We start from the raw sequence: 24975 nt of genomic DNA on the forward strand, positions 1-24975 counted from the left end.
CTTCGTCGTCACCGCTTACTGACCACCGGGGCCGTTCGACGTCGTCGGGAACAACCCGTCCGAGACCGCCACGTTGATGGTCTGGTTCTTGTCGATCTGCGTGCCCGCTCGCGGGCTCTGGTTGGTGATGGTGCCTTGCGGCTCCCGGCTGAGCTTGTCGGACTGCTGGTTCAGCGTGCCGCTCCAGCCCATGCTCGCCAGCTTCGACTGCGCCTCGTCGACCGTCATGCCGACCAGCTTCGGCATCTCGATCTGCGTCTGGGTCTGGTCCGGCCCCGTCGACACGGTCAGCGTGATCGTCGAGCCCACCGCGACCGAACCGCCGTTCGGGTTCTGGGTGATGACGGAGTCCTTCGGCACCGTGTCCGAGGACTGGTCTACTCGCTTCGTCTTGAAGCCCTGGCCTTCCAACGAAGCCTTCGCCTGCGAGTACGGCTTGTTCGTGAAGTCCTGGACCTGCTTCAGCTCCTTGGACTTCGCGATCACGATCTTCACGCTCGTGCCCTCGTCGACCTGTGACGACGCGGTCGGCGTCTGCGACTGCACCAGGCCGGCCTGGTTCGGGTCGTCGACCTCGGTCTCCTGGACGTTCGGGTCGAGGGTCAGCTTGGCGTCCGTGAGGGCCTTCTGGGCCGCGTCACGCGTCTGGCCCTTGAGGTCCGGCACGGTGGTCTTGCCCGGCGCGACGCCGACGTACAGCGCGATCTTCGTGCTGGTCGCCACCTGGGTGCCGACCGCCGGGTCGATCTTGATGACCTTGTTGATGTCGTCCTGGGAGCACTGGGGGCTGCCGTCGGTCGGCTGCACCCCGCAGACGACGCTCTTCTGGTCGAAGTTGTTGAACCCCTTGCTGGTCAACGTCTCCCGGGCCTGCGGCACCGTCTGGTGCAGCACGTCCGGGATCGCGACGGTCGCCGTGTCACTGTTGCTCTTGAACGAGCCCGAAAGCCACATGATCAGCAGCACGGCGCCCAACACGAACAACGCCGCCAGTGCGGCCAGCAAGGTCCGGCGGCGGCGCTTGGCCCGCGGGTCCTCGTCGTCCGGGGTGTCGTACTCCTCGTAGCGCTGCGGCTGGCGCCGGTCGGCGTTCATGACCTGCGTGCGCTCGTCTTCGGACATCACCATCGGCGCGGCCGGACGCTGGCCCGAAAGCGTGCGGACCAGGTCCGAGCGCATCTCCGCCGCCGACTGGTAGCGGTTGGCCGGGCCCTTCGCCAGCGCCTTCAGCACGACCGCGTCCAGCTCCGGGGCCACCGCCGGGTTCACCGACGACGGCGGGTTCGGGTCTTCCCGGACGTGCTGGTACGCCACCGCGACCGGGGAGTCGCCGGTGAACGGCGGCTCGCCCGTGATCAGCTCGTAGAGCACGCAGCCGGCGGCGTAGACGTCCGAACGGGCGTCGACCGACTCGCCGCGGGCCTGCTCCGGCGACAGGTACTGTGCCGTGCCGATCACCGCGGCCGTCTGGGTCATCGCCGACTGGCCGTCGTGCATCGCGCGCGCGATGCCGAAGTCCATCACCTTGACGGCGCCGTTCTTCGTGATCATCACGTTGGCCGGCTTGACGTCGCGGTGCACGATGCCGTGGCGGTGGGAGAAGTCGAGGGCCGCGCAGACGTCGGCCATGACCTCCATGGCCCGCTTCTGCGACATCGGGCCTTCGGTCTTGACGATGTCGCGGAGCGTCCGGCCTTCGACGTACTCCATGACGATGTAGGGCAGCGGGCCGAACTCGGTGTTGGCCTCACCCGTGTCGTAGACCGCGACGATCGCCGGGTGGTTCAAGGCGGCGGCGTTCTGCGCTTCGCGGCGGAAACGCTCCTGGAACTGCGGGTCCCTGGCGAGGTCGGCACGGAGGATCTTGATCGCGACTTCCCGGCCGAGGCGCACGTCGTGGCCGTGATGGACCTCGGACATGCCTCCGTAGCCGAGCGTCTCGCCCAGCTCGTACCGGTTGGAGAGCAGTCTGGGTGTGCTCATCTCTGGGTGCCGTTCCATTCCGTCCAAGGTGCGGTCATGATGCCTTGCTGGCCATCGTCGGTCGTTGCGGGAGTGTCCGCCGGATAGGCGCTCGAGGCGGGCGGCTCCTCGGTGGGCGGCTGTCTGCCCGGGACCACCTGGGTCGTCGTCTGGCTCGAGTGCGGTGGCGAGCCCGAGCTGCCGATCATCTTGGCCACCAGGACGATGCCCGCCACCAGGACAACGAGCAGGATGGCGGCGAGCAGCGCCCACCAGCCCCACTGCGACTTCTTCCGCGGTGCCTGCGCCGCGACCGGACGCAGCACGGGCCGGGACGGCGGGCCGATGGCGACCATCGGGTTCACCGCCGGCGACTGCGGGCCGACCGGGATGTGCTGCTGCTGCGGCGGGACCGGCTGCTGCACCGGCTGGTGCTGCACCACCGGCTGCTGACCGGTGAACGCCGCGTTGACCAGGCCGGACGGCGTCGGCAGCGGCATGCCCGCGCGGACCGCGGCGACGGCGGCCGCGAACTCGCCGCCGCTGTTGTAGCGCTGCCGCGGGTCCTTCACCAGCGTCGCCTCGATCACCGCGCGCGCGGCGGGCGGGACGTCCGGCGGCAGCGGCGGCGCGATGTCGCGGATGTGCATCATCGCGACCGTCACGGCGTTCTCGGACAGGAACGGCCGGTGCCCGGCGAGGCACTCGTAACCGCACACGGCCAGCGAGTAGACGTCGGACGCCGGCTCGGCCGGGTGCCCGAGCGCCTGCTCCGGCGCGATGTAGTGCGCCGTGCCCATGACCATGCCGGACCGGGTGACCGGGGCCGCGTCGGCCGCCTTCGCGACGCCGAAGTCGGTGATCTTCACCTGGCCGGCGGACGTCACGAGGATGTTGCCCGGCTTGACGTCGCGGTGCACCAGGCCCTGCTCGTGCGCGGCCTGCAGCGCGTTGCCCGCCTGCTCGAGCATGTCGAGCGTGAACTCCGCCGACAGCCGCCCGTGCTTGGCCAGCAGGCCCGCCAGCGGGTCGCCGTCGACGAGCTCCATCACCAGGTACGCGATCGACAGGTCACCGTCGAAGACGGTCTCGCCGTAGTCGTGCACCGCGGCGATGCCGGGGTGGTTGAGGGAGGCCGTCATCCGCGCTTCGGTGCGGAAGCGGTGCAGGAATTCGGCGTCGCCGGAGAGCTCGGCCTTGAGGATCTTGACGGCCACGGTCCGGTCCAGCCGGGTGTCGCTGGCCTGCCAGACCTCGCCCATCCCGCCGACGGCGATCCGGTTCGTCAGCTTGTACCGCTCGGCCAGCAGCTGACCCGAGGACAGCATCCGCTATCCACCCCCGAGCTTGGCGTTGATCGCCGCGCGGCCGATCTCCGCCGCGACCGTGCCGCCGGTGGCGGCCAGCCCGCGGTTGCCGCCGTCCTCGACGATCACCGCGACCGCGATCTTCGGGTCGTTCGCCGGGGCGAAAGCGGTGTACCAGGCGTGCGGTGCGGTGTTCTTGGAGTCCGTGCCGTGCTCGGCGGTGCCGGTCTTCGACGCGATCTGGATGTCCGGGCGCTTGCCGCCGCCCTTGGTGAAGCCTTCGGAAGCGATCATCATGTCCTTGAGGATCGCGGCGTTCGACGACGACAGCGCCGGGGTGCCGGTGAGCTCGGTGGGACTGTAGTCCTCGATGGTGGAGAGGTCCGGCGCCAGCACCGACTGCACCAGCTGGGGCTTCATCGCCATCCCGCCGTTGGCCACGGTGGCCGCCAGCAGGCAGTCCTGCAGCGGGGTCAGCCGGACGTCGCGCTGGCCGATGCCGCTCTGGTAGAGCGCGCCCTGCGAGTCCAGCGGCCCGACGGTCGAGGGCGCGACCTTCATCGGCACGGCCAGGTCGGTCTGCCCGATGCCGTAGTTCGCGGCCGTCTTCTTCATCTTGTCCGCGCCGAGCTGGCCGGCGAACTCCGCGAACGGCACGTTGCAGGAGTGCGCGAGCGCGTCCTTGAAGGTGGTGCCGGGGCAGGCCTCGCCCGCGTAGTTCTCCAACGTGACGTTGGTGTTCGGCAGCTTCGTGTTCGGCGCCGAGTTGATCGGGGTGTCCGGGCCCTTGCCGTCCTCGAGCGCGGCCGCGGCGGTGACCAGCTTGAACGTCGACCCCGGTGGGTAGGTCTCCGAGATCGCCCGGTTCAGCATCGGGTTCTTCGGGTCCTTGACGTAGGAGTTCCAGGCGTCCGTCTGCGCCTTCGACGTGTGCGAGGCCAGCTTGTTCGGGTCGTACGACGGCGTCGAGACCATCGCCAGGATCCGGCCGGTGCTCGGCTCCATCGCGACGACGGCGCCCGTGTAGCCCCGCTGCGTCATCAGGTCGTACGCGGCCTTCTGCACGGCCGGGTCGATGGTCAGCCGGACGTTGCCGCCACTGGGGTCGCGGCCGGTGACCATGTCCGACAGCCGCCGCACGAACAGCCGCGGGTCGGAGCCGTTCAGCACGTCGTCCTCGGCGCGCTCGAGACCGCCCGATCCGTAGTTGATCGAGTAGTAGCCGGTGACCGGCGCGTACATCGGGCCGTCGACGTAGGACCGGGTGTACTTGTACTTGTCGTTCGACGGGTCGACCTTCGCCAGCACCTCGCCGTTGGCCTGCGACACGATCTGGCCGCGACGGCGGGCGAACTCGTCGTAGAGCACGCGCGCGTTGCGCGAGTCGGTGCGGTAGTCGTCGGCCTTCACCACCTGGATGTAGGTGGTGTTCGCCAGCAGCAGGACGACCATCACGAGCATCGCCATGCCGACCTTGCGGAGCGGGGTGTTCATGCCTGGGCACCCCCGTCCGCCGGCGGGCGCTGGACGAGCACGGTGTGCGCTTCGGCGATCGGCGCCTGCTGCTGGGGCTGCGGCTTCGGCCGGGCTGCGGGCCTGCGGGCCGCGTCGGAGATCCGGAGCAGCAGCGCGACCAGGATGTAGTTCGCCAGCAGCGACGAACCACCCTTGGACAGGAACGGGGCGGTGATACCGGTCTCCGGGATGAGTTTCGTGACCCCGCCGACGACGACGAAGATCTGCATGACCATGGTGAAGGCCAGCCCGCCGCCGAGCAGCTTGCCGAACGTGTCCCGCACGGCGAGCGCGCTCCGCATGCCGCGCATGGCGACCAGCAGGTACAGCATCAGGACGGCGGCCAGGCCGATGAAGCCGAGCTCTTCGCCGATCGCCGCGGTGATGAAGTCCGTGTTGGCTTCCGGGACCATGTCCGGGCGCCCGGCGCCGAGGCCGGTGCCGCCGATGCCGCCGGTGCCGAGGCCGAACAGGCCCTGCGCGATCTGGTAGCCGCCGCCGGGGTCGTCGTAGGTGGCCAGCGGGTCCAGCCAGTTGGCGACGCGCTGCTGGACGTGCGTGAAGAGGTTGTAGGCGAGCAGGCAGCCGCCGACGAAGAAGCTGAGGCCGAGGACGACCCAGATGATCCGCTCGGTCGCCACGTACAGCATCATCAGGATGACGCTGAAGAACAGCAGCGACGTGCCGAGGTCCTTCTCGAACACCAGGATGCCGATGCACGCGACCGCGGCGATGAGGATCGGGCCCAGGTCACGCGCCCGGGGCAGCTCGACGCCGAGGAACTTCTTGCCCGCCACCATGAACAGGTCGCGCTTCGACACCAGGAACGAAGCGAAGAAGATCATCAGCAGGATCTTCGCGAACTCGCCCGGCTGGATCGAGAAGAACGGCAGCTTCAGCCACACCTTGGCGCCGTTGACCTCGGACAGGCTCGACGGCAGCATCGCCGGCAGCGCCAGCGCGACGATCCCGACCAGGCCCGCGGTGTAGCCGTAGCGGGTCAGCGTGCGGTGGTCGTTCACGAACACCAGCACGGCGACGAAGAACGCCAGCGAGATGACCGTGAAGAGGACCTGCGCGGTGACGGCCGGCGTGTAGTCCTTTCCGCTCTGCGCGGCGCGTTCGGCCAGGGCCAGGTCGATCCGGTGGATCATCACCAGCCCGATGCCGTTCAGCAGCGCGACGCAGGGGAGCAGCACGGGATCCGCGTAGGGCGCCCACTTGCGCACGGCCAGGTGCGCCGCGGCGAAGATCGCGAGGTAGGCGAGGCCGAGCCAGATGATCGACCAGGTGAGCTCCTGCTCCTGGTTCGCCTCGACCAGCACCAGGGCGACGGTGACGATGAACGCCGCGAACCCCAGCAGCACCAGTTCGGTGTTGCGGCGGGTCGGGACCTCGCGCGGCGGGTTCGTCTGGAACTGCGCGGCGATCGAGTCGGCGGTGCGCGCGACGGGCTGGCCCATCAGTTACCGCCTCCTGTCGTCGGTGCCGTCGAACTCGGCGTCGAGCAGTCCCTCCCCGCTGGCTGGTTCGCCGACGACGGAGCTGTGGAACCGGCCGGAGCCGACGACGTGGGCGTCGGACTGACCGTGGGGGTCGGCGTCGGGGACGGCTGGCCACCCGCCGGCGCGCAGTTGTTCAGGCGCTTGTGCAGCTGCAGGAAGTCGTCGATGTACTTCCGGGCGTCGTCGAGGCTGTCCTTCTTGACGCCGTTCTGCACCGCGAGCCGCGCGTCTTCCTGGAGCTGGTCGACGCGCAGCTTGTCCGTGCACACCTGGTTGGGCGGGCACGAGCCCTGCTCGTAGGTGTGCAGGTCGATGCCGAGGATGCTGCCGGGGACGCCGCGGTAGATCACGACCTCCTGGTCCGCACCTTCGCCGACATAGTACTGACTCAGGACGAAGTACCGGGTGGCGATGGCGGCCGCGGCGAGCACCACGAGCACGACCAGCGCGCCCGCCAGCCAGCGGAACCGCTTCCGGCGCTTGGCCTTGGGATCGACGGACGGCTGCGGCAGCTCCGGGCGCGGCTGCGGCGGGGGCTGGGTCAGCGCCCGGGCCCGGGCCGCGGGCGAGTCGCCCTGGTGCCGCTCGTCGCTGCCGTCGCCGGCGGCGCCGCCCACGATGGGCGCGTCCTCGCCGAAGTCGACGTCGACCACGTCGGCGATGATCACCGTGACGTTGTCCGTGCCGCCGCCCTTGAGCGCCAGCTCGATCATCCGGTCCGCGCACTGCTGCGGGTCCGGGATCTGCACGGCCTCGGCCAGCGTCTCGTCGCTGACCATGCCGGACAGGCCGTCCGAGCAGATCAGGTACCGGTCGCCGGAGCGGGCTTCGCGCACGGTCAGGCTCGGCTCGACCTCGTGGCCGGTCAGCGCCTTCAGCAGCAGCGACCGCTGCGGGTGCACCGCCGCCTCTTCGGGCGTGATGCGGCCCTGCTCGAGCAGTTCGTTGACGAAGCTGTCGTCGCGCGTGATCTGCGCGAACTGGCCGCCGCGCAGCAGGTACGCGCGCGAGTCGCCGACGTGCACCAGCCCGAGCCGGTTGCCCGCGAACAGGACGGCGGTGAGCGTGGTGCCCATCCCGTCCAGGTCGGGGTCCTGCGAGACGAGCTCGGCGATCGCGGCGTTGCCGTTCGCCACCGCCTCCCGCAGCTGGGCGAGCAAGTCGTCGCCGGGCTCGTCGTCGTCGAGCGGGGCGAGCGAGGCGATGACGACCTTGCTGGCCACCTCACCCGCCGCGTGGCCACCCATACCGTCGGCGAGCGCGAGCAGGCGAGGGCCGGCGTACACGGAGTCCTGGTTGCTCGAACGCACCAGGCCCCGGTCGCTGCGGGCTGCGTAGCGGAGGACGAGAGTCATGGGCGAAGCTCGATCACCGTCTTGCCGATCCGGATGGGGACTCCGAGCGGGACCCGGAGGGGTGCAGTGACCTTAGCCCGGTCGAGGTAGGTCCCGTTCGTCGAGCCCAGATCTTCCACGTACCAGTCCTCACCGCGCTGGGCGATCCGTGCGTGCCGCGTCGACGCGTAGTCGTCGTCGAGCACCAGCGTGGAGTCGTCGGCCCGGCCGATCAGGATCGGCCGGCCGTCCAGCGCGATGCGCGTCCCGGCGAGCGCCCCGTGGGTCACCAGCAGCTGCTGCGGCGACTTGCTGTTGCGGGGCTTCTTCTCCTTCTTCCGACCGAAGGTCGGCACCTGGACGCGCATACCCGACGCCGCGTAGAGGTCCGAGCGGACGACTCTGAGCGCGGCGAACACGAAGAGCCAGAGCAGCACGAGGAAGCCCACCCTGGTGAGTTGTACGACCAGCTCTGGCACTTGGTGTGTCCGCTCCCGACTCGTCCGTGCAGCCGCGACGCGGGTACGCCGCGGTCCCCCCGCACGTCAATTCTGCGGGAACAGTATTCCGTGCCCCCAGTCAGCCCTGTGTACGGAACACGAGGGAGGAATGCCCCACCCGGATGACGTCGCCGTCCGCGAGCTGCCAGGTCTGCACCGGGGTGCCGTTCACGGTCGTGCCGTTGGTCGACCCGATGTCGGCGAGCGTCGCGCTCTGGCCGTCCCAGGTGATCTCCAGGTGCCGGCGCGAGACGCCGGTGTCCGGGAGGCGGAAGTCGGCGTCCTGGCCGCGGCCCACGACGTTCCCGCCCTGCTTCAGCGAGTACGTCCGGTTCGATCCGTCGTCCAGCTGCAGGCTCGCCGCGAGCTGACGGCCCGGCGCGGGCTGGCCGTAGCCACCACCCTGCTGGCCGTACGGGTCGCCGGCCGGCTGGCCGTACGCGCCCTGCTGGCCGTACTGGTCGTAGCCGCCCTGCTGCTGGCCGCCGTACTGGTCGTAGCCGCCGCCCTGGGGCTGGGCGTAGCCGCCCTGGTCGTAACCACCCTGCTGGTAGCCGCCCTGGTCGTAGCCGCCACCTTGGGGCTGGGCGTAGCCGCCCTGGTCGTAACCGCCGCCCTGCGGCTGGCCGTAACCCTGGTCGTAGCCGCCGCCCTGAGGCTGCTGCGCGTACCCACCCTGGTCGTAACCACCCTGCTGGTAGCCGCCCTGGTCGTAGCCGCCGCCCTGGGGCTGCTGCGCGTACCCACCCTGGTCGTAGCCACCCTGCTGCTGGCCGTAACCCTGGTCGTACCCGGGCTGCTGGCCACCCTGCTGTCCGTAGCCGTACTGGCCCTGCTGGCCGTACGGGTCACCCTGGTCGTATTGGCCGTAGCCGGGGGGCTGGCTCATTGCTGGGTCTCCTGCGTTGCTGGGTCGTGCCGACCGTGGTGTGCCGGCGCCTGAGGGGCGGGCGTCGGGATCGACGGACGAACGGGTCTTGAACTGTCCAGTATGCAGCGCCTCGTTGCGCTCGAGTGATACGACGACGTCACCATAGGTGTCCAGGCCCTCCGCGGCGAGGTGTTCTGCCACCGCCTTGGCCAGGACCTGGGTGACGCGTTGCTCGTCACCGGCCATGCGCTCGTGGTCAGCCGTCCCCAAGGACACGATGTAGTGATTCGGGGCGAGCTGCCGACCGCCTGCCAGCTCACGAACGTTCTCCTCACTCTCCCGCTCGAGCGCGATCGCCACTTCCTGCGTGACGACGTTGCCACCGAACATGCGCGCGAAAGTGTTCCCCACCAGGTTCTCGAGTCGCCTGTCGAATCTCTCGGCGCGGCCCACCGGGGAAAACCTCCTTGCACGTGTGCTTCCGCACCCGATCCTATCCGGGTGAGCGAGCCTCTACACGGCCCCCGGTGAAACCCGTTCAAACCACCTGCTAGTCTTCTCCTCGCTGTCAGAGAGAAGCACTCGGGCGAGTGGCGGAATGGCAGACGCGCACGGTTCAGGTCCGTGTGTCCGAAAGGACGTGAGGGTTCAACTCCCTCCTCGCCCACGCTGTTCAGAGGCCCGGTCGCCAGCGCGACCGGGCCTCTTCTCGTTTTCCTTGTTTCTCCCGGGGGCCGAGCCCCCGGACCCCCCACGGTGCCTCGTCTCACCTTCCAGCGTGGCTGGGCTGGGGGTCTGGCGGTTCTGGATTGGTGGGGAATATCACCCGTTTGGCTCTGCGTGGTGTTCGCTGACGGCGGACTTCCGGGTGTATCAAGCCGTCGTTCCGGTGATCCAGTCCGCCAGCACGTCCGCGCGGCTGGTCGTCTCGATGCCCGCGTGGGGGCAGCCCGGGCCCGTCGCCTCCACCGCCACCAGTTCGGTTCCCGTGAAGTACGGCGCTCCCGAGTCGTACGTGCACGCGCTCGTCGTGATCTCCGGGGCCGCGCCGCGGACGCCCAGGGTCGTCGGGTCCACCTTGGCCACCGCGACCGTGCCCTGCTGCATGCGCGTGGCCGGCTTCGGGTCCGTGCCCGTCAGGCTGCCCCAGCCCGCCATGGTCAGCTGCGTGCCCACCTTGGGGGTCGTGCGGTTCACCTTGAGCGGCGTCACCGTGGTCACCGGGGTGTCCAGCTTGGCCAGGGCGACGTCGCTCCCTTTGGCCTGGACCACTTCGGTGATCTTGCGGGCCACCCCCGACTCGGTGGCCTCGTCCACCAGGCCGAGGGTCGCCGTCGTCGGGTAGGGCGTCTTGCCGGAGACGCGGGTGCGGTTCGCGTCGTGGAAGCAGTGCCCTGTGGTCAGGAGCCAGCCCGGCGCGATCAGGGCGCCCGTGCAGTAGCTGCTGTACGTCGAACCGTCCGGGCGCGGGATCTTCGTCATCGACAGTTTTGCGACGAAACCGAACTGGCCGGGTGGTACGTCCGTGCCGTGGGCGATCCCCGGCGCGGCCGCGGCGCCGGGGGCGGTGGTGATGGTCAGGACAGCAGCGGCGAGCAGAGCGCGCAGGCGCATTCTTCCCCTTCGTCGAACCGGTGATCGACGTTCGAGGCTATTGCCGCCGCCGCACGCGGGGAATTCCCTGGCCGGGCGTCACCCGGTGGGCCACCGGGTGACGCCCGGAAGGAGGTCAGCCGGTGTGCGAAGCGATCCAGTCCGCGACGACGTCCACGCGCGAAGTCGTCTCGAGCTGGTTGTGGGGGCAGTCCGGGCCGGACGACTCGACCGAGACGAGCTGGCCCCCGGAGCCGCCGACGACGAAGTAGGGCGCGCCCGAGTCGTACACGCACGCGCTCGTCGTCGACGTCGGGGCGACGCCTTGGACGCCGAGCGTCGCGGCGGCGACCTGGCCCACCTTGACCGTGCCCTGCTGCAGCTTCGTCGACGGCGCCGGGTTGGTCGCCGTCAGGCTGCCCCAGCCGGCGAGCGTCAGCTGCTGCCCGACCGACGGCGTGACCCGGTTGACAGTCAGCGGCGTGATGCCGGGGACGTCGGAGTCGAGGGTCGCGATCGCGATGTCGTTGGCGGCGGCCTGGTACACGGTGACGACGTTGCGCGTCACCCCCGGCGTGCTCTGGTTGACGGTGCCGAGCAGCACCGAAGTCGGGTACGGGACCGGCCCGGAGACGCGGTTGCGGTTGGCGTCGTGGAAGCAGTGGCCCGCGGTGATGATCCACTTCGCGGCGATCAGGGCACCGGAGCAGGCGCTGTTGTAGTGGGTGCCGTCCGGCTTCGGGATGTTCGTCATGGTCAGCTTCGCGGCGAACTGGAACTGGCCCGCCGGGACGTCGGAACCGTTGGCCACGGCCGAAGCCGGCCCCGCCGTGGCGAGGCCGGCGGCCAGCGTCAAAAGGGCAGCAGAGAACACAGCGCGAGCGCGCATCGGTGGATCCCCCTTGTCACGCACCGGCGGTCGAAGGCCGGTGATCACCTTCGAGGGTAGTGACGCCGGGGCGCGGGAAAATACGCCGTTCAGCCCAAGTGTGCAGCGATCCAGTCCGCGACGACGTCCACCCGCGCGGTGGTTTCGGCCTGGTCGTGGGGGCAGTCCGGGCCGTCGCTCTCGACCGAGACGATGCGGCCGCCCTTGCCCGACGGGACGAAGTACGGCGCGCCCGAGTCGTAGGTGCACGCGCTCGTCGTCGACGTCGGGGCGAAGCCCTTCACGCCCACGTACTGCGGGTCGACCGTCGCGACCGTCATCCGGCCCTGCTGCAGCTTCGTGCCCGGTGTCGGGTCGACGGACGTGAGGCTGCCCCAGCCGGCGAGCGTGACCTTCTGGCCGACCACGGGCGCCTTCCGGCTGAGCGACAGCGGCTCGATGCCGTGGACCGGCTTGTCGAGCTCCGCGATCGTGATGTCGTTGGTGGGCGACTGGTACACCGTCACGACGTTGCGGGTGACGCCCGGCCGGTCCACGGTCGTGGTGCCCAGCAGCACGGACGTCGCGTACGGCACCGGGCCGGACACCGGGTTGCGGGCCGCGTCGTGGAAGCAGTGGCCGGCGGTGATGATCCACGGGTCGGCGGTGGCGGACTGCCCGCCACCGCCGGACAACCTAGTTCACACCGACCAGGTCGACGACGAAGATCAGGGTTTCGCCGGGCTTGATGACGCCGCCCGCGCCGCGCTCGCCGTACGCGAGGTGCGGCGGGATGACGAGCTTGCGGCGGCCGCCGATCTTCATGCCCTCGACGCCCTGGTCCCAGCCGGAGATGACCTGGCCGGCGCCGAGGCCGAAGCGCAGCGGCTCGCCGCGGTTCCACGACGCGTCGAACTCTTCGCCGGTCGAGTGCGAGACGCCGACGTAGTGGACGGTGACGGCCTTGCCGGCGGTGGCCTCCGCGCCGTCACCGACGGTGATGTCGGTGATCTCGAGGTCGGCCGGCGGCGGTCCGTCCGGGCGGTCGATCTGGGGCTTTTCCAAGGTCATGGCGCTCACCGTACCCACGCGCGCGAGGCTGCGCCGATCGGACTACGTCCAAGGGCTGAAAAACGCGAAAAGTCTTCACACTTGTCTTACTGGTGGGTAGCGTGCGCTTCGTCACTCTTCTGGACTGAGGGGAGCCCGGCATGCGACGTGGCATCCGCGCCCTGACCTTGACGGCGGTGGGGGCCCTCGTGGCCGGCCTCACCCAGGTCGCCGTCACCGCTCCGGCCGCGCAGGCGGCCGCGTCACCCGACGACTACTGCGGCGGGCAGTGCAACGACATCCTGCCGCCCGGCGAACAGGGCAGTGCCACCCTCGCCGAGATCCTGGCGCACAAGGTGCTCGGCACCCGGCCCGACCACGCGGCCGACCAGATCGGCAAGTACGCGTCGCTGGCCGGCGGCTACCAGTCGCTCACCACGAGCACGATCAGCCAGTACTTCAACGACTCCTCGTTCGGCGTCGCGGCCGACCAGGTCGCGAGCACGACGAAGCCGCGTTCGGACGTGACGATCGTGCGGGACAAGGCGCTCGGCGTCCCGCACATCACCGGCACCACCCGGTCCGGCACCGAGTTCGGCGCCGGGTACGCCGCGGCGCAGGACCGGCTGTGGCTGATGGACGTGCTGCGCCACGCCGCCCGCGGCCAGGTCACCCCGTTCGCCGGCGGTGCCGAAGCCAACCGCGAGCTGGAGCAGCAGTTCTTCTCGAACGCGCCGTACACCGAGGCCGAGCTGCAGCAGCAGATCGACCGCGTCGCGAACAGCGGCCCGCGCGGCGCGCAGGGGCTCGCCGACGCGCAGGCCTACGTCGACGGCATCAACAAGTACATCAACGACTCGCACAGCGGCCGCTACTTCCCGGGCGAGTACGTCCTCACCGGGCACGTCGACGCGATCACCAACGCCGGCACGATCGACCCGTTCAAGCTGACCGACCTCGTCGCGCTCGCCTCGCTGGTCGGCGCCGAGTTCGGCGCGGGCGGCGGTGGCGAGGTGCAGAACGCCATCGCGAAGCTCGCCATGCAGGAGAAGTACGGCGTCGTGCAGGGCGAGAAGGTGTGGCAGAGCCTGCGTTCGGAGGACGACCCCGAAGCCGTCAAGACGCTGCACGACGGCCAGACCTTCCCGTACGGCAAGACGCCGGCCAACGCGGTCGGCCAGGCGATGCCGGACAAGGGCTCGGTGACCGGCCAGCAGCTCGTGTTCGACCAGACCGGCTCGGCGGCCACCGCGACGCCGTCCACTGTGGACGTTCCGGCGCCGAAGGACCAGGAGCCCGCCCGCGGGATGTTCGACAACGGCGTGCTGCCGGGCAACATGCTGAGCGAGAAGCACGGCATGTCGAACGCGCTGCTCGTGTCCGGCGCGAAGACCGCCAGCGGCCACCCGGTCGCCGTGTTCGGCCCGCAGACCGGCTACTTCGCCCCGCAGCTGCTGCTGTTGCAGGAGCTGCAGGGGCCGGGCATCAGCTCGCGCGGCGCGGCCTTCGCCGGCCTGAGCATGTACACGCTGCTGGGCCGCGGCCAGGACTACTCGTGGAGCGCGACGACGTCGGCGCAGGACATCATCGACACCTACGCGCTGCAGCTGTGCGACCCGAGCGGCAAGGCGCCGACGAAGGACTCCAACTACTACACCTGGCAAGGCCAGTGCATCCCGATGGACACCGTCGAGGTCAAGAACGCCTGGAAGCCGACGGTGGCCGACGGGACCGCGGCGGGCTCGTACACCCTGCGCAGCTACCGGACGAAGTACGGGCCGGTGCAGAGCCGGGCGACCGTAGGCGGCAAGCCGGTCGCGTACGCGGCGCTGCGCTCGTCCTACTTCCACGAGGTCGACTCGCTGATCGGCTTCCAGGAGCTGAACGACCCGGGCTTCGTCAAGTCCGCGGCGGACTTCCAGAAGGCCGCGGCCGACATCAACTACACGTTCAACTGGTTCTACGCCGACTCGAAGGACATCGCGTACTTCAACTCCGGCAGCAACCCGTCTCGTCAGTCCGATGTGGACCCGAACATGCCGGTGTGGGGCGACCAGGGGCACGACTGGATCGGCTGGAACCCGGTGGGCAACGTCGCGACCTACACGCCGGCGTCGCAGCACCCGCAGTCGATCAACCAGGACTACTACGTCAGCTGGAACAACGCGCAGGCCAACGGCTACGCGGCCGCCGGTGCCGACAAGTCGGCCGTGCACCGCGTCGACCTGCTCGACTCGCGCGTCAAGCAGCTGATCTCCAGCGGTACCAAGGTCACCCGGGTCAACCTGACCCAGGCCATGGAGTCGGCCGCGCTCGCCGACCTGCGCGCCGAGCGCGTCCTGCCGCTGCTGCTTCAGGTGCTCGACAAGACGCCGACCACCGGCGCCGCCGCCGACGCCGAGGCGAAGCTCAAGACGTGGCTCGCGAACGGCCAGCAGCGCAAGGAGACGTCACCGGGCAGCAAGGCGTACGCCGACGCCGACGCGATCCGCATCTTCGACGCCTGGTGGCCGCTGCTCGTCCAGGCCGAGTTCAAGCCGGGCATGGGCGACGACGCCTACAACGCGATGACCGGCGTGCTGGGCATCAACGAAAGCCCGTCCGGCTTCCAGAACGGCAACGGCCAGCACACCGGCCAGCCCCACAAGGGTTCGTCGTTCCAGTTCGGCTGGTGGGGCTACGTCAGCAAGGACATCCGGCAGGTGCTCGGCCAGCCGGTCGCGGGCCCGCTCGGCCAGACGTTCTGCGGTGGCGGCAACGTCACGACGTGCCGCCAGGCGCTCGTCGACTCGCTGACCACGGCCGCCGGCCAGGCCGCGAACACCGTGTACCCCGGTGACGCGTCCTGCTCGGCCGGGGACCAGTGGTGCGCCGACACGATCGTGCACACCGCCCTCGGCGGCATCACGCAGGACAAGATCAGCTGGCAGAACCGCCCGACGTTCCAGCAGGTCGTCGAGTACACCGCGCACCGCGGCGACAACATCGCCAACCTCGCGCCGGGGAAGACGGTCAGCGCCACGAGCGCCGAGACCGGCTTCTACAACTCCCCGGCGTCGAACGCGATCGACGGCAACGCCTCGACCCGCTGGGCCAGCGACTGGAGCGACGACCAGGCGATCACCGTCGACCTCGGTTCGGTGCAGCAGGTTTCGCGGGTGCTGCTCAGCTGGGAAGCCGCGTACGGCAAGAGCTACAAGATCCAGACCTCGCCCGACGCGGTGCACTGGACGGACGCGGCCGTGGTCACCGACGGCGACGGCGGGCAGGACAACCTCTCGTTCGCCCCGACACCGGCCAGGTTAGTGAAGATGCAAGGCGTGCAGCGCGGCACGAAGTACGGCTACTCGCTGTACGAGTTCGAGGTGTACGCCCACTGAGCAGGCCGGGCAGCCCGTGGACGCGCGGGCGGCCCGGCCACCCCACCGGGGCGCCATTACCGTGAGGCGCATGGACGACTGGACGCCCCGCACCAAGGCCATCGCCGCCGGCCGGCCGCACGGACCCGGCGAGCCGCTGAACACCCCGCTCGTCGCCACCAGCACGTACCGGGCCGGCGGCGACTCCGTGTACGCGCGGGGCGACGGGACGCCGACCTGGCACGCGCTGGAGGAGGCCGTCGGCGCGCTGGAAGGCGGGCACGCGACGGCGTTCGCGTCCGGCGTCGCGACCCTGTCTGCGGTGCTGGACCTGCTGCCGGTCGGGTCGCGGGTCGTGGTGCCGGCGTTCAGCTACGCCGTGACGCGCGGGGTGCTGGCCCACGCGCAGAAGCTCGGCAAGCTCGCCGTCACCGAGCTCGAACCGACCGACACCGACGCCTGGGTCGCCGAAGCCGCGACGTCCGACCTGGTCTGGCTCGAGTCGCCGACCAACCCGACCCTCGACGTCATGGAGATCGCGACGATCGCCAGCGCCGCGCGCGGCCGGGTGGTCGTCGACAACACGTTCGCGACGCCCTTGCTGCAGCGGCCCCTGGAGCTGGGCGCCGACGTCGTCGTGCACAGCGCGACCAAGCTGATCGGCGGGCACAGCGACCTGCTGCTCGGCATCACGGTCGCCAAGGACCCGGCCGTCGCGGAGGAGCTGAAGGGCGCGCGGACCCGCGTCGGGTCGACGCCCGGCGCGCTCGAGGCGTGGCTCGCCCTGCGCGGGCTGCGGACGATGCCGGTCCGGCTGGCCGAGCAGGAACGCACCGCCGCGCTGCTGGCTTCGCGGCTCGGTGATCACCCCGCCGTGACGCGCGTGCGCTACCCGGGCTTCGGGATGATGGTCTCCTTCGAGCTGGCCGACGCGGCGGCGGCCGACCGGTTCTGCGCGTCGACGAGGCTGATCGTCTCGGCGACGAGCCTCGGCGGCGTCGAAAGCCTGGTCGAACGGCGGGCGTGGCTGCCCGGCGAAGAGCGCGTCCCACCGGGACTGGTCCGGTTCAGCGTGGGCCTCGAAGACCCCGACGATCTGTGGCGGGATCTCGACACCGCGTTATCCGCGTAACGCGGACGGGTGAATCCTCGATAGTCGCGGCATCGCAGGTCAACCGCCATTAGGAGTCGTCGTGGGTAGATCGCTGGGCCGTGTCGCCGGAGTTGTCGTCGCGGGTGCGCTCGCCACTTTGTTCGCGGCCCCGGCCGCACTGGCGCAGACCGACACGACCACGGCACCGTCGACGACCGAGACCAGCACGTCCGAGACCACCACGACGACGGCTCCGTCCACTTCGGAGACCACGGCTCCGTCCACTCCGGTCACGAGCAGCAGCTCTTCTCAGGCCCCCGGCGGCGAGGTCAAGACCACGGACAAGCCCCAGGCGAAGGTGCAGCCGGAGATCAAGGGCGACACCCAGGAGCCGCCGAAGGACGACGACGGTTACCAGGACGCCGTCGGCCACGGTTACATCGGCCTCAGCGGTGAGGGTGTCCTGGTCGTCGCCTGCGCGTCCGGCAAGGTCGGGGGCATCCTCAGCCAGAACCTCAGCGTCACCGCGGGACCGGACCAGGACGAGGCCGACGGCCGGTACTGGAACTACGCCGTGACCGTCGTGACGCCGCCGTCCGGCGCGACCGCCCGCTTCGCCTTCACCTGCGACGGCGTCGAGGGCATCGGCATCGTCGACTTCGAGCAGGAGCAGCCGCCGGCGACCTCGACGAGCAGCGAGCCGACCACCAGCAGCTCCGTACCGTCGAGCAGCAGCGCGCCGGTCACCACCGCGACCAGCTCCGCTCCCGGCAACGCCGCGCCGAAGGCCCAGGTCAAGGTCGCGCCCAAGGGCGGCGTCGAGACCGGCTTCGGCGGTACCGCCTGATGCGCGCCAGGGCGGGCGCGGTCGTCGCCGCGCTCGCCGTCGTGCTGGCCGGGTGCGGCACCGCGGCCGAGCCGCCGGCGGCCGCGCCCAAGGCGCCCGTGCCGTCTTCGGTCCCGGTGTCCGTGCCGTTCAAGGGACTCCGGCCGACGTCGGTGAAGATCCCCAAGATCGGCGCGGAGTCCAGCCTCCTCGCGGTGGCGGTCAAGCCGGACGGCTCGATCTCGGTGCCGTCGGTGCACCAGCCGATGCAGGCGGCCTGGTACAAGCTTTCGCCGGTGCCCGGTGACGTCGGCCCGGCGATCGTGCTCGGGCACGTCGACGGCGACAAGAAGCCCGGCATCTTCTACAAGCTCAAGGACCTCGCGCCCGGTGACGAGGTGGACATCGACCGCAGCGACGGCAAGAAGCTGAAGTTCGTCGTGGACGGCGTCACGCAGGTCCCGAAGGACACGTTCCCGCGCGACGCCGTCTACGGCAACAGCGACAAGCCGGAACTGCGGCTGATCACCTGCGGGGGCGCGTTCGACCACGCCGAGCACAGCTACAAGGACAACATCGTCGTCTACGCGAACCTAGCCAACGCCTGAGGCGGGGTACGGGAACGCGGGTTTCGAAGACGTGTCCGGGCAGACCCAGCGGCGCATCCCGGCGTCGCACACCGCGTACCCCCAGTTGATCAGCCGTTCCTGCAGCGGTTCGCCGAAGCGGGTCAGCCGGGTCGCGGTCTTGGCGAGCTCGGCGGTGCGGGCGGCCGGCGCCTCGAGGGCGTCGGTCAGCTCGAAGTTCGTGATGTCGCTGCGGGTCGCCCAGTACGTGCCGGCGAAGACCTTGTCCTGGTAGGACTTCAGCAGCGTGCCGGTGCGCAGTTCGCGCACCTGGTTGTCGGTCACGGACATCACCCGGACCAGCTGCCGCAGCCAGTCGCGCTTCGGCTTCTTGACCGGTCGCATGCGCTTTCCCGCGTCACTGACCAGGACCGTCGCGCACTGGTTCTCGATCGGGTCGAGGCCGAGGTTGTCGTACACGCCGGCGTCGCTGAGCACGATCCGGCGGTCGGGCCGGTGCGGGTCCGGGATCACGACCGGCGAGAGCATCGGCGGGAAGGCCGACGACGCGGCCACCGCGGTGGCGAGCGGGATCCGCCCGTGCGGGCCCTGCTGGCGGAAGAACCACCAGAGCTGGCCGTCCTGCAGGTTGGTGGCGGTGAACACGAACTGCGGCCCGGCCGGGTCGAGGTCCGCGAGGCAGCAGTCGCCGAAGAGGTGTTCGGCGTACCGGCGCGCCAGCTCCTCGCCGGCGCTGCGCCACGGCATCAGCAGGGCCTTGAGCGTCACGGGCACGTCGAGATTGGTGCTCGCCAGTTTGCGCAGGGGCCGCACGACTTTCTCGTCGAGGTTCCGCGCGACACCGTCCTCGCCGAACTCCAGCCCGTGCCACGCGTGCGCGAGCACGCCCGCGGCGATCGAACCACCGGAGACGCTGGAGACGGTGGTCAGCTTCGGCAGCCAGCCGAGCTCGTTGAGCCGCCAGAGCGCGCCGGCGTGGAAGAGCATCGCGCGGTAGCCGCCGCCGGACAGCGCCAGCCCGGCACCTGCTCGTTTCGTCGCCGCCACCCTGCCGAGTCTAGGTCCGCAGCAGCGGCGTGAGCAGCGGCCGTTGCCCGGGTGGAACGTATTCGGAGTAGTTGTCGTACAACGCCTGTTTGGCGAGGTGCGACGCGCCGGCACCGTCGGCCGAGCGGATCGCGTCGAGCACTTCGGCGTGGTGGGCGAGCCAGCTGCGCATCAGCGACGCCCGGTTGCTCGCGTGCTCCAGCTTGTCCTCGATCAGCTCCAGCACGACCCCGCGCACGACTTCTTCGCTGACCACCAGCAGGGGGTTGCGCGAGATGCGCGCGATGACTTCGTGGAAGGCGACATCGGCGCGGCTGAACTCGGCGTAACCGTGCGAGACGCCTTCGCGCATCGCGTCCAGTGCCGTGTCGAGGCCGGTCAGGTCGTCGTCCGTGCGCAGCTCGGCGGCGAGCAGGTGCGCGGAGCCGTCGAGGATCATCCGGAACTGCAGGAGCTCGGCGAGCCCGACGTGGTCCGCCCGCGCGAGCCGGTGCATCGAGCGGTGCAACGCCGCCGGCGACGCGGCCAGCACTTCGGGCCCGCGGGGGTCGCCGGGCCGCGAGCGGATCAGTTCGGCGGCCTGCAGGACGCGCAGGGCTTCCCGGATCGTCGAGCGGCCGACGCCGAACTGCGTCATGAGTTCTCGTTCGCCGGGCAGGCGTTCGCCCGGTTTGAGGTCGCCGCTGATCACGGCCTGCTCGATCTGCTCGACGACCCGCTCGTACGCGCGGACCGGAGCCACCGGTTCGAACCGCATGCCTTGACCTCGTCGTCCGCTCAGTGCAGGCTACTGGTCAGACCAGTGTACTGACTGGGAGGTCGAATGAAAGCCCGGATCACCGCGACGGCAGCGGCTCTGCTGCTCGTGGTCACGGGATGTTCGGCCGGTTCGTCCGCAAGTGTCTCCGCCGGCCCGGACACGCTTTCGGTCGGCTTCACGGCGGAGCCGGCCAACTTCGACTTCACCCGCACGGACGGCGCCGCGATCCCGCAGGCGCTGCTCTACAACGTCTACGAAGGCCTGGTGAAGCTCGACTCGCAGGGCAAGGTCGTACCGCTGCTCGCGAAGTCGTGGACGATCAGCCCGGACCGGAAGACCTACGACTTCCAGCTGCAGCAAGGCGTCAAGTTCAGCAACGGCGCGCCGTTCACGGCCGAGGACGTCAAGTTCTCGCTGCTGCGGGTGAAAACCGACTGGACGATCTCCATCAAGTCCACGATGGACGTCGTCGACCACGTGGACGTCGTGGCGCCGGACCACGCGCGGGTCGTGCTGGCGAAGCCGTCGAACGGCTGGCTGTTCAGCCTCACCAGCCGGCTCGGCGCGATGTTCAGCCCGACCGGCGTCGCCGACCTGGCGAACAAGCCGGTCGGCACCGGGCCGTACGTCGTGGCGGCGCGCAAGCGCGGTGACTCCGTGGTGCTGAAGGCGAATCCCGCCTACTGGGGCCGCGAGCCGGCGTACAAGACAGTGGTCCTCAAGTACATCAAGGACCCGACGGCGTTGAACAACGCGTTGTCCAGCAACGGCATCGACGTCATCTCGGCGATCACCGCGCCGGACTCGATCCCGCAGTTCCAGGCGGACGACCGGTTCCAGGTCGTCCAGGGCACGACGAACTCCGAGGTCACGCTCGCGATGAACAACCGGCGCGCGCCGCTGAACGACGTCCGGGTGCGCCAGGCGCTGACGTACGCCATCGACCGGAAGGCGTTGCTGGACACGGCGTGGGCGGGCCGCGGCACGCTGATCGGCAGCATGGTCCCGCCGACCGACCCCTGGTACGAGGACCTGTCGAAGGTCTACCCGTTCGATCCGGCGCGGGCGAAGGCGTTGCTGACCGAGGCCGGCGCGACGAACCTGAACCTGCGGCTGCGGATCCCGAACCTGCCGTACGCGGTGTCGGCGGCGCAGGTCGTGCAGTCGCAGCTCGCCGACGTCGGCGTCCGCACCACGATCGAGCCCCTGGACTTCCCGGCGGTCTGGCTGAAGCAGGTGTTCACCGACCACGACTACGACCTGTCGATCATCCAGCACGTCGAGGCGCGCGACATCACGACGTTCGGGAAGCCGAAGTACTACTGGGGTTACGACAGCAAGCGCGTCCAGCAGTTGCTGGCCGAGGCCGACAGCGGGACGCCGGAGCAGCAGGTCGCGGACATGAAGCAGGTGGCCCGGCAGCTGAACACGGACGCCGCCGCGGACTGGTTGTTCCTCTTCCCGAACGTCATCGTCGCGAAGGCCAAGGTCGGTGGGTTCGTGCAGAACCAGGTCAGCGAGTCGTTCGACCTCACCGGGCTGGCGCCGCGATGACGGCCAAGGTGCTGCGCCGGGTGGCGATCTTCGTGGTCAGTGTGCTGGTCGCGTCGATCGTGGTGTTCCTGTTCATGGCCGTGCTGCCGGGCGATCCCGCGCAGGTCGCGCTCGGCGTCAACGCGACGCCCGAGCTGCTCGCCAAGACGCGCGCGGAGTTCGGCATCGACCGGCCGCTCGTCACGCAGTACTTCGACTGGATCGGCGGCGTGCTGCGCGGCGACTTCGGCCGCTCGTACGTCACGCGCGACGCGATCGGCCCGCAGCTGCTCGACCGCCTCGGCGTCACGCTCTGGCTGGTCGGCGCGGGAATGCTGGTGGCGCTCGTGATCGCGGTCCCCGCGGGCACGTTCGCCGCGGTGAAGCACCGGAAGGCGTCGGGTGCGAGCGTTTCCGGGCTGTCGCAGATCGGCGTCGCGATCCCCGCGTTCCTCGCCGGGATCATCCTCGTGCAGATCTTCGCCGTGCAGCTGCGCTGGCTGCCCTCGGGCGGCTGGACGCCGCCGGACCAGAACCCGGGGGAGTTCGTCCGCGGCCTGATCCTGCCCGCCCTTTCGCTGGGGTTGGTGCAGGGCGCGGTGCTGACGCGCTACGTGCGTTCGGCGGTCCTGGACACGCTCGGCCAGGACTACCTGCGCACGGCGCGGTCCAAGGGCCTGCGTCCCGGGCAGGCGCTGGTGCGCCACGGCCTGCGCAACGCGTCGGTCCCCGTGGTGACGGTCCTCGGCCTGCAGCTGGCGACGCTGCTGATCGGCGCGGTCGTCGTCGAGCGCGTGTTCGTGCTGCCCGGGCTGGGCTCGATGCTGCTCGACGCGGTGTCGTCGCGTGACCTGCTGACCGTGCAGGGGATCGTGCTCGTGCTGGTCGTCGGCGTGCTGCTGGTCAACTTCGTCGTCGACGTCCTCTACACCGTGCTCGACCCGCGATTGCGAGGTTCGTGATGCGCAATCTCGTGCTGGGCGGGGTGCTCGTCGGCCTGGTCGTGCTGGCCGCGCTGCTGTCGTTCGTGTGGACGCCGTTCGACCCGGTCAAGGTCGACGCGGCGCACCGGCTCCTCGACGCCGGAGCGACGCACTGGTTCGGCACCGACAAGTTCGGCCGGGACCTGCTGAGCCAGCTCATGGTCGGCGCGCGCACGACCTTGTACGTCGGCGTGGTCGCGGTCGGCATCGCCGCGGTCATCGGCACGCCGCTCGGCATCCTCACCGGGATGTCGCCGCGGTGGCTCGGCGAGTTCGTCATGCGGGTCAACGACCTCGTGCTCGCGTTCCCCGCGCTGCTGCTGGCGATCATGTTCGGCGCGGTGTTCGGGGCGGACACGCTGACCGCGATGGTCGCGATCGGCATCGCGACGATCCCGTCGTTCGCGCGGATCGCCCGGTCCGGGACGCTGCAGGTGATGAGCACCGAGTTCGTCCTCGCCGCCCGCGCCGGCGGCCGGTCGAGGCTGACCATCGCCGTGCGGCACGTGCTGCCGAACATCTCCGGCCTGCTGATCGTGCAGGCGTCGGTGTCGTTCGCGATCGCCGTGCTGGCCGAGGCGGCGTTGTCGTTCCTGGGGTTCGGCACGCGGCCGCCGACGCCGTCGTGGGGACGGATGCTGCAGGAGTCGCAGGAACTGCTCACCGTGCACCCGCGGCTCGCGCTGGTGCCGGGCATCGCGATCGCCGTCGCCGTGCTGGGCTTCAACCTCCTCGGCGACGGCCTGCGCGACCGCCTCGACCCCCGGTTGGCGGCGAAGGTATGACGCTCTCGGTTTCGGGTCTCACGGTTTCTTCGCTCGTTCGCGGCGTTTCGTTCGAGATCGGCGCGGGGGAGCGCGTCGGCCTGATCGGCGAGTCCGGGTCCGGGAAGTCGTTGACGGCGCTGTCGATCATGGGCCTGCTGCCCGAGGAACTGCGGGCTTCCGGCTCGGTCCGTCTCGGCGGTCGCGAGCTGCTGGGAATGTCCGAAAAGGACCTGTCCCGGCTGCGGGGCAACGACCTCGCGATGGTGTTCCAGGAGCCGATGACGGCGTTGAACCCGGCCATGCGCGTCGGCCGTCAGGTCACCGAGCCCGGCCGGATCCACGGCCGTCGCCGGTCTGCTGAAGAGCTACTCGACGCGGTGGGCTTGCCGGGTACGGCCCGCGCGTACCCGCACCAGCTCTCCGGTGGCCAGCGCCAGCGGGTGGTGCTCGCGATGGCGCTGGCCAACGAACCGTCGCTGCTGATCTGCGACGAGCCGACGACCGCCCTGGACGTCACCGTCCAAGCCCAGATCCTCGCGCTGATCAAAACGTCGCTTTCCCGGGAAAGTGCCCTTCTCTTCATCACCCACGACCTCGCGGTGGTCGCTTCGGTGTGCGAGCGCGTGCTGGTCATGCTGGACGGCGAGATCGTCGAAGCGGGCTCGACGCGCGAAGTGCTGACGTCGCCGAAGCACGAGTACACGCGGAAGCTCCTCGACGCCTCGGACCTGGAGGCCCGCCGATGATCCTCGAAGTCCGCGACCTCGAACGCCGTTACGCCCGCCGGGACGTGCACGCGCTGCGCGGCGTCAGCTTCGACGTCGAGGCGGGGCAGCGGTTCGGCATCGTCGGCGAGTCCGGCTCCGGCAAGTCCACGCTGGTCCGGCTGCTCGCCGCGCTCGACAAGCCGACCGCCGGCACGGTGTCGTTCCAAGGCCGGCGCATCGACAACCTGCCCGAGCGCCGTCTCGGGTTCCTGCGCTCGGAGCTGCAGATCGTCTTCCAGGACCCGATGGGCTCACTCGACCCGCGGATGCGCGTGCGGGACATCGTTTCCGAGCCGCTGGGGCACCGGGAGCCCGACCGCGTCGCCGAGCTGCTCGCCGCCGTCGGCCTGCCCGTCGACGCCGCCCAGCGCTACCCGCACCAGTTCTCCGGCGGTCAGCGGCAGCGCATCTCGATCGCCCGCGCGCTCGCGCCGAACCCGAGCGTGCTGATCGCCGACGAGCCGGTCAGCGCGCTCGACGTCTCCGTGCGCGGCCAGATCCTCGACCTCCTGGCGTCGCTGGTCGAGCAGTTCGCGTTGACGCTGGTCTTCGTGTCGCACGACCTGGGCGTCGTCCGGCACGTCTGCGACCGCGTCGCGGTGATGCGCCGCGGCGAGATCGTCGAACTCGGCGACGTCGCCCAGGTTTACGACGCACCGCGGCACGAGTACACCCGGGAGCTCCTGGCAGCCGCCCCGAACTTGCGCGCGGAGCTGGCCCGGTTGAGCGGAGGTGAAGGTGGCTGAGG

General features: G+C 70.1%; 22 protein-coding genes and 1 tRNA gene. 10 read left to right on the forward strand and 13 right to left on the reverse strand.

Annotation, left to right across the window (positions count from 1 at the left end; all coding sequences use genetic code 11):
- Positions 1 to 15: 15 nt before the first annotated feature.
- From pknB to ACWEN0_RS09700, 7 genes are all read right to left on the reverse strand, one after another.
- Complete coding sequence (pknB, locus tag ACWEN0_RS09670; RefSeq protein ID WP_451970930.1) at positions 16 to 1983, reverse strand: Stk1 family PASTA domain-containing Ser/Thr kinase; 1968 nt, start codon at positions 1981 to 1983, stop codon at positions 16 to 18.
- Complete coding sequence (locus ACWEN0_RS09675; RefSeq protein ID WP_451970933.1) at positions 1980 to 3290, reverse strand: serine/threonine-protein kinase; 1311 nt, start codon at positions 3288 to 3290, stop codon at positions 1980 to 1982. Before ACWEN0_RS09675 ends, pknB begins: the two co-directional genes overlap by 4 nt.
- Positions 3291 to 3293: 3 nt before the next feature.
- Positions 3294 to 4763: a peptidoglycan D,D-transpeptidase FtsI family protein gene (locus ACWEN0_RS09680; RefSeq protein WP_451970936.1), complete on the reverse strand. Its 1470-nt coding sequence runs from the start codon at positions 4761 to 4763 to the stop codon at positions 3294 to 3296.
- On the reverse strand, positions 4760 to 6247 hold the full coding sequence (locus ACWEN0_RS09685) for an FtsW/RodA/SpoVE family cell cycle protein (RefSeq protein WP_451970939.1): 1488 nt from the start codon (positions 6245 to 6247) through the stop codon (positions 4760 to 4762). Before ACWEN0_RS09685 ends, ACWEN0_RS09680 begins: the two co-directional genes overlap by 4 nt.
- Positions 6247 to 7644, reverse strand: a complete 1398-nt coding sequence (locus ACWEN0_RS09690; RefSeq protein ID WP_451970941.1) for a PP2C family protein-serine/threonine phosphatase — start codon at positions 7642 to 7644, stop codon at positions 6247 to 6249. The genes ACWEN0_RS09685 and ACWEN0_RS09690 overlap by 1 nt, the downstream gene beginning before the upstream one ends.
- Positions 7641 to 8102 carry an FHA domain-containing protein FhaB/FipA gene (locus tag ACWEN0_RS09695; protein ID WP_003079002.1) on the reverse strand — a complete coding sequence of 154 codons (462 nt, stop codon included), beginning with the start codon at positions 8100 to 8102 and terminating at the stop codon, positions 7641 to 7643. Before ACWEN0_RS09695 ends, ACWEN0_RS09690 begins: the two co-directional genes overlap by 4 nt.
- Positions 8103 to 8202: 100 nt before the next feature.
- On the reverse strand, positions 8203 to 9447 hold the full coding sequence (locus ACWEN0_RS09700) for a DUF3662 and FHA domain-containing protein (RefSeq protein WP_451970944.1): 1245 nt from the start codon (positions 9445 to 9447) through the stop codon (positions 8203 to 8205).
- A gap of 131 nt (positions 9448 to 9578) precedes the next feature.
- Here ACWEN0_RS09700 and ACWEN0_RS09705 point away from each other — a divergent pair.
- Positions 9579 to 9661, forward strand: a tRNA-Leu gene (locus ACWEN0_RS09705).
- A 206-nt stretch (positions 9662 to 9867) separates the two neighbouring features.
- On the opposite strand, the gene ACWEN0_RS09710 is transcribed toward ACWEN0_RS09705, so the two are convergent.
- From ACWEN0_RS09710 to ACWEN0_RS09725, 4 genes are all read right to left on the reverse strand, one after another.
- Complete coding sequence (locus ACWEN0_RS09710) at positions 9868 to 10608, reverse strand: S1 family peptidase (protein ID WP_451970946.1); 741 nt, start codon at positions 10606 to 10608, stop codon at positions 9868 to 9870.
- A 115-nt stretch (positions 10609 to 10723) separates the two neighbouring features.
- A complete protein-coding gene (locus tag ACWEN0_RS09715) occupies positions 10724 to 11476 on the reverse strand; it encodes a S1 family peptidase (protein WP_451970948.1) in 753 nt (250 codons plus the stop codon).
- 89 nt (positions 11477 to 11565) lie between these two features.
- Positions 11566 to 12150 carry a trypsin-like serine protease gene (locus tag ACWEN0_RS09720; RefSeq protein ID WP_451970951.1) on the reverse strand — a complete coding sequence of 195 codons (585 nt, stop codon included), beginning with the start codon at positions 12148 to 12150 and terminating at the stop codon, positions 11566 to 11568.
- Between the two features lies 1 nt (position 12151).
- Positions 12152 to 12526: an FKBP-type peptidyl-prolyl cis-trans isomerase gene (locus tag ACWEN0_RS09725; protein WP_451970954.1), complete on the reverse strand. Its 375-nt coding sequence runs from the start codon at positions 12524 to 12526 to the stop codon at positions 12152 to 12154.
- A 140-nt stretch (positions 12527 to 12666) separates the two neighbouring features.
- Here ACWEN0_RS09725 and ACWEN0_RS09730 point away from each other — a divergent pair, with 140 nt between their 5' ends.
- The 4 genes from ACWEN0_RS09730 to ACWEN0_RS09745 all read left to right on the forward strand — a co-directional run bounded on the left by ACWEN0_RS09730 (position 12667) and on the right by ACWEN0_RS09745 (position 18391).
- The gene (locus tag ACWEN0_RS09730) at positions 12667 to 15885 is read left to right on the forward strand and encodes a penicillin acylase family protein (RefSeq protein WP_451970957.1); all 3219 of its coding nucleotides are present in this window, start codon (positions 12667 to 12669) and stop codon (positions 15883 to 15885) included.
- A gap of 70 nt (positions 15886 to 15955) precedes the next feature.
- Positions 15956 to 16996 (forward strand): trans-sulfuration enzyme family protein, encoded by a 1041-nt coding sequence (locus tag ACWEN0_RS09735; protein ID WP_451970960.1) that lies wholly within the window; start codon positions 15956 to 15958, stop codon positions 16994 to 16996.
- Positions 16997 to 17057: 61 nt separating this feature from the next.
- Positions 17058 to 17804: a hypothetical protein gene (locus ACWEN0_RS09740; RefSeq protein ID WP_451970963.1), complete on the forward strand. Its 747-nt coding sequence runs from the start codon at positions 17058 to 17060 to the stop codon at positions 17802 to 17804.
- Complete coding sequence (locus ACWEN0_RS09745) at positions 17804 to 18391, forward strand: class F sortase (RefSeq protein WP_451970966.1); 588 nt, start codon at positions 17804 to 17806, stop codon at positions 18389 to 18391. The genes ACWEN0_RS09740 and ACWEN0_RS09745 overlap by 1 nt, the downstream gene beginning before the upstream one ends.
- Here ACWEN0_RS09745 and ACWEN0_RS09750 read toward each other — a convergent pair.
- Positions 18377 to 19417: a patatin-like phospholipase family protein gene (locus ACWEN0_RS09750; protein ID WP_451970969.1), complete on the reverse strand. Its 1041-nt coding sequence runs from the start codon at positions 19415 to 19417 to the stop codon at positions 18377 to 18379. The two genes, ACWEN0_RS09745 and ACWEN0_RS09750, sit on opposite strands and share 15 nt — an antisense overlap.
- A gap of 10 nt (positions 19418 to 19427) precedes the next feature.
- The gene (locus tag ACWEN0_RS09755; protein WP_451970972.1) at positions 19428 to 20174 is read right to left on the reverse strand and encodes a FadR/GntR family transcriptional regulator; all 747 of its coding nucleotides are present in this window, start codon (positions 20172 to 20174) and stop codon (positions 19428 to 19430) included.
- 66 nt (positions 20175 to 20240) lie between these two features.
- Here ACWEN0_RS09755 and ACWEN0_RS09760 point away from each other — a divergent pair, with 66 nt between their 5' ends.
- From ACWEN0_RS09760 to ACWEN0_RS09780, 5 genes are read left to right on the forward strand one after another with little or no spacing between them, the layout of a single operon-like run.
- Complete coding sequence (locus ACWEN0_RS09760; protein ID WP_451970975.1) at positions 20241 to 21731, forward strand: ABC transporter substrate-binding protein; 1491 nt, start codon at positions 20241 to 20243, stop codon at positions 21729 to 21731.
- On the forward strand, positions 21728 to 22672 hold the full coding sequence (locus tag ACWEN0_RS09765; protein WP_451970978.1) for an ABC transporter permease: 945 nt from the start codon (positions 21728 to 21730) through the stop codon (positions 22670 to 22672). The genes ACWEN0_RS09760 and ACWEN0_RS09765 overlap by 4 nt, the downstream gene beginning before the upstream one ends.
- A complete protein-coding gene (locus ACWEN0_RS09770; RefSeq protein ID WP_451970981.1) occupies positions 22672 to 23478 on the forward strand; it encodes an ABC transporter permease in 807 nt (268 codons plus the stop codon). The genes ACWEN0_RS09765 and ACWEN0_RS09770 overlap by 1 nt, the downstream gene beginning before the upstream one ends.
- A complete protein-coding gene (locus ACWEN0_RS09775) occupies positions 23475 to 24206 on the forward strand; it encodes an ABC transporter ATP-binding protein (RefSeq protein ID WP_451970984.1) in 732 nt (243 codons plus the stop codon). The genes ACWEN0_RS09770 and ACWEN0_RS09775 overlap by 4 nt, the downstream gene beginning before the upstream one ends.
- Positions 24203 to 24973 carry an ABC transporter ATP-binding protein gene (locus ACWEN0_RS09780; protein WP_451970986.1) on the forward strand — a complete coding sequence of 257 codons (771 nt, stop codon included), beginning with the start codon at positions 24203 to 24205 and terminating at the stop codon, positions 24971 to 24973. The genes ACWEN0_RS09775 and ACWEN0_RS09780 overlap by 4 nt, the downstream gene beginning before the upstream one ends.
- The last annotated feature ends 2 nt before the right edge of the window (positions 24974 to 24975 follow it).

The sequence above is a fragment of the Amycolatopsis sp. NPDC004378 genome, assembly GCF_053602455.1.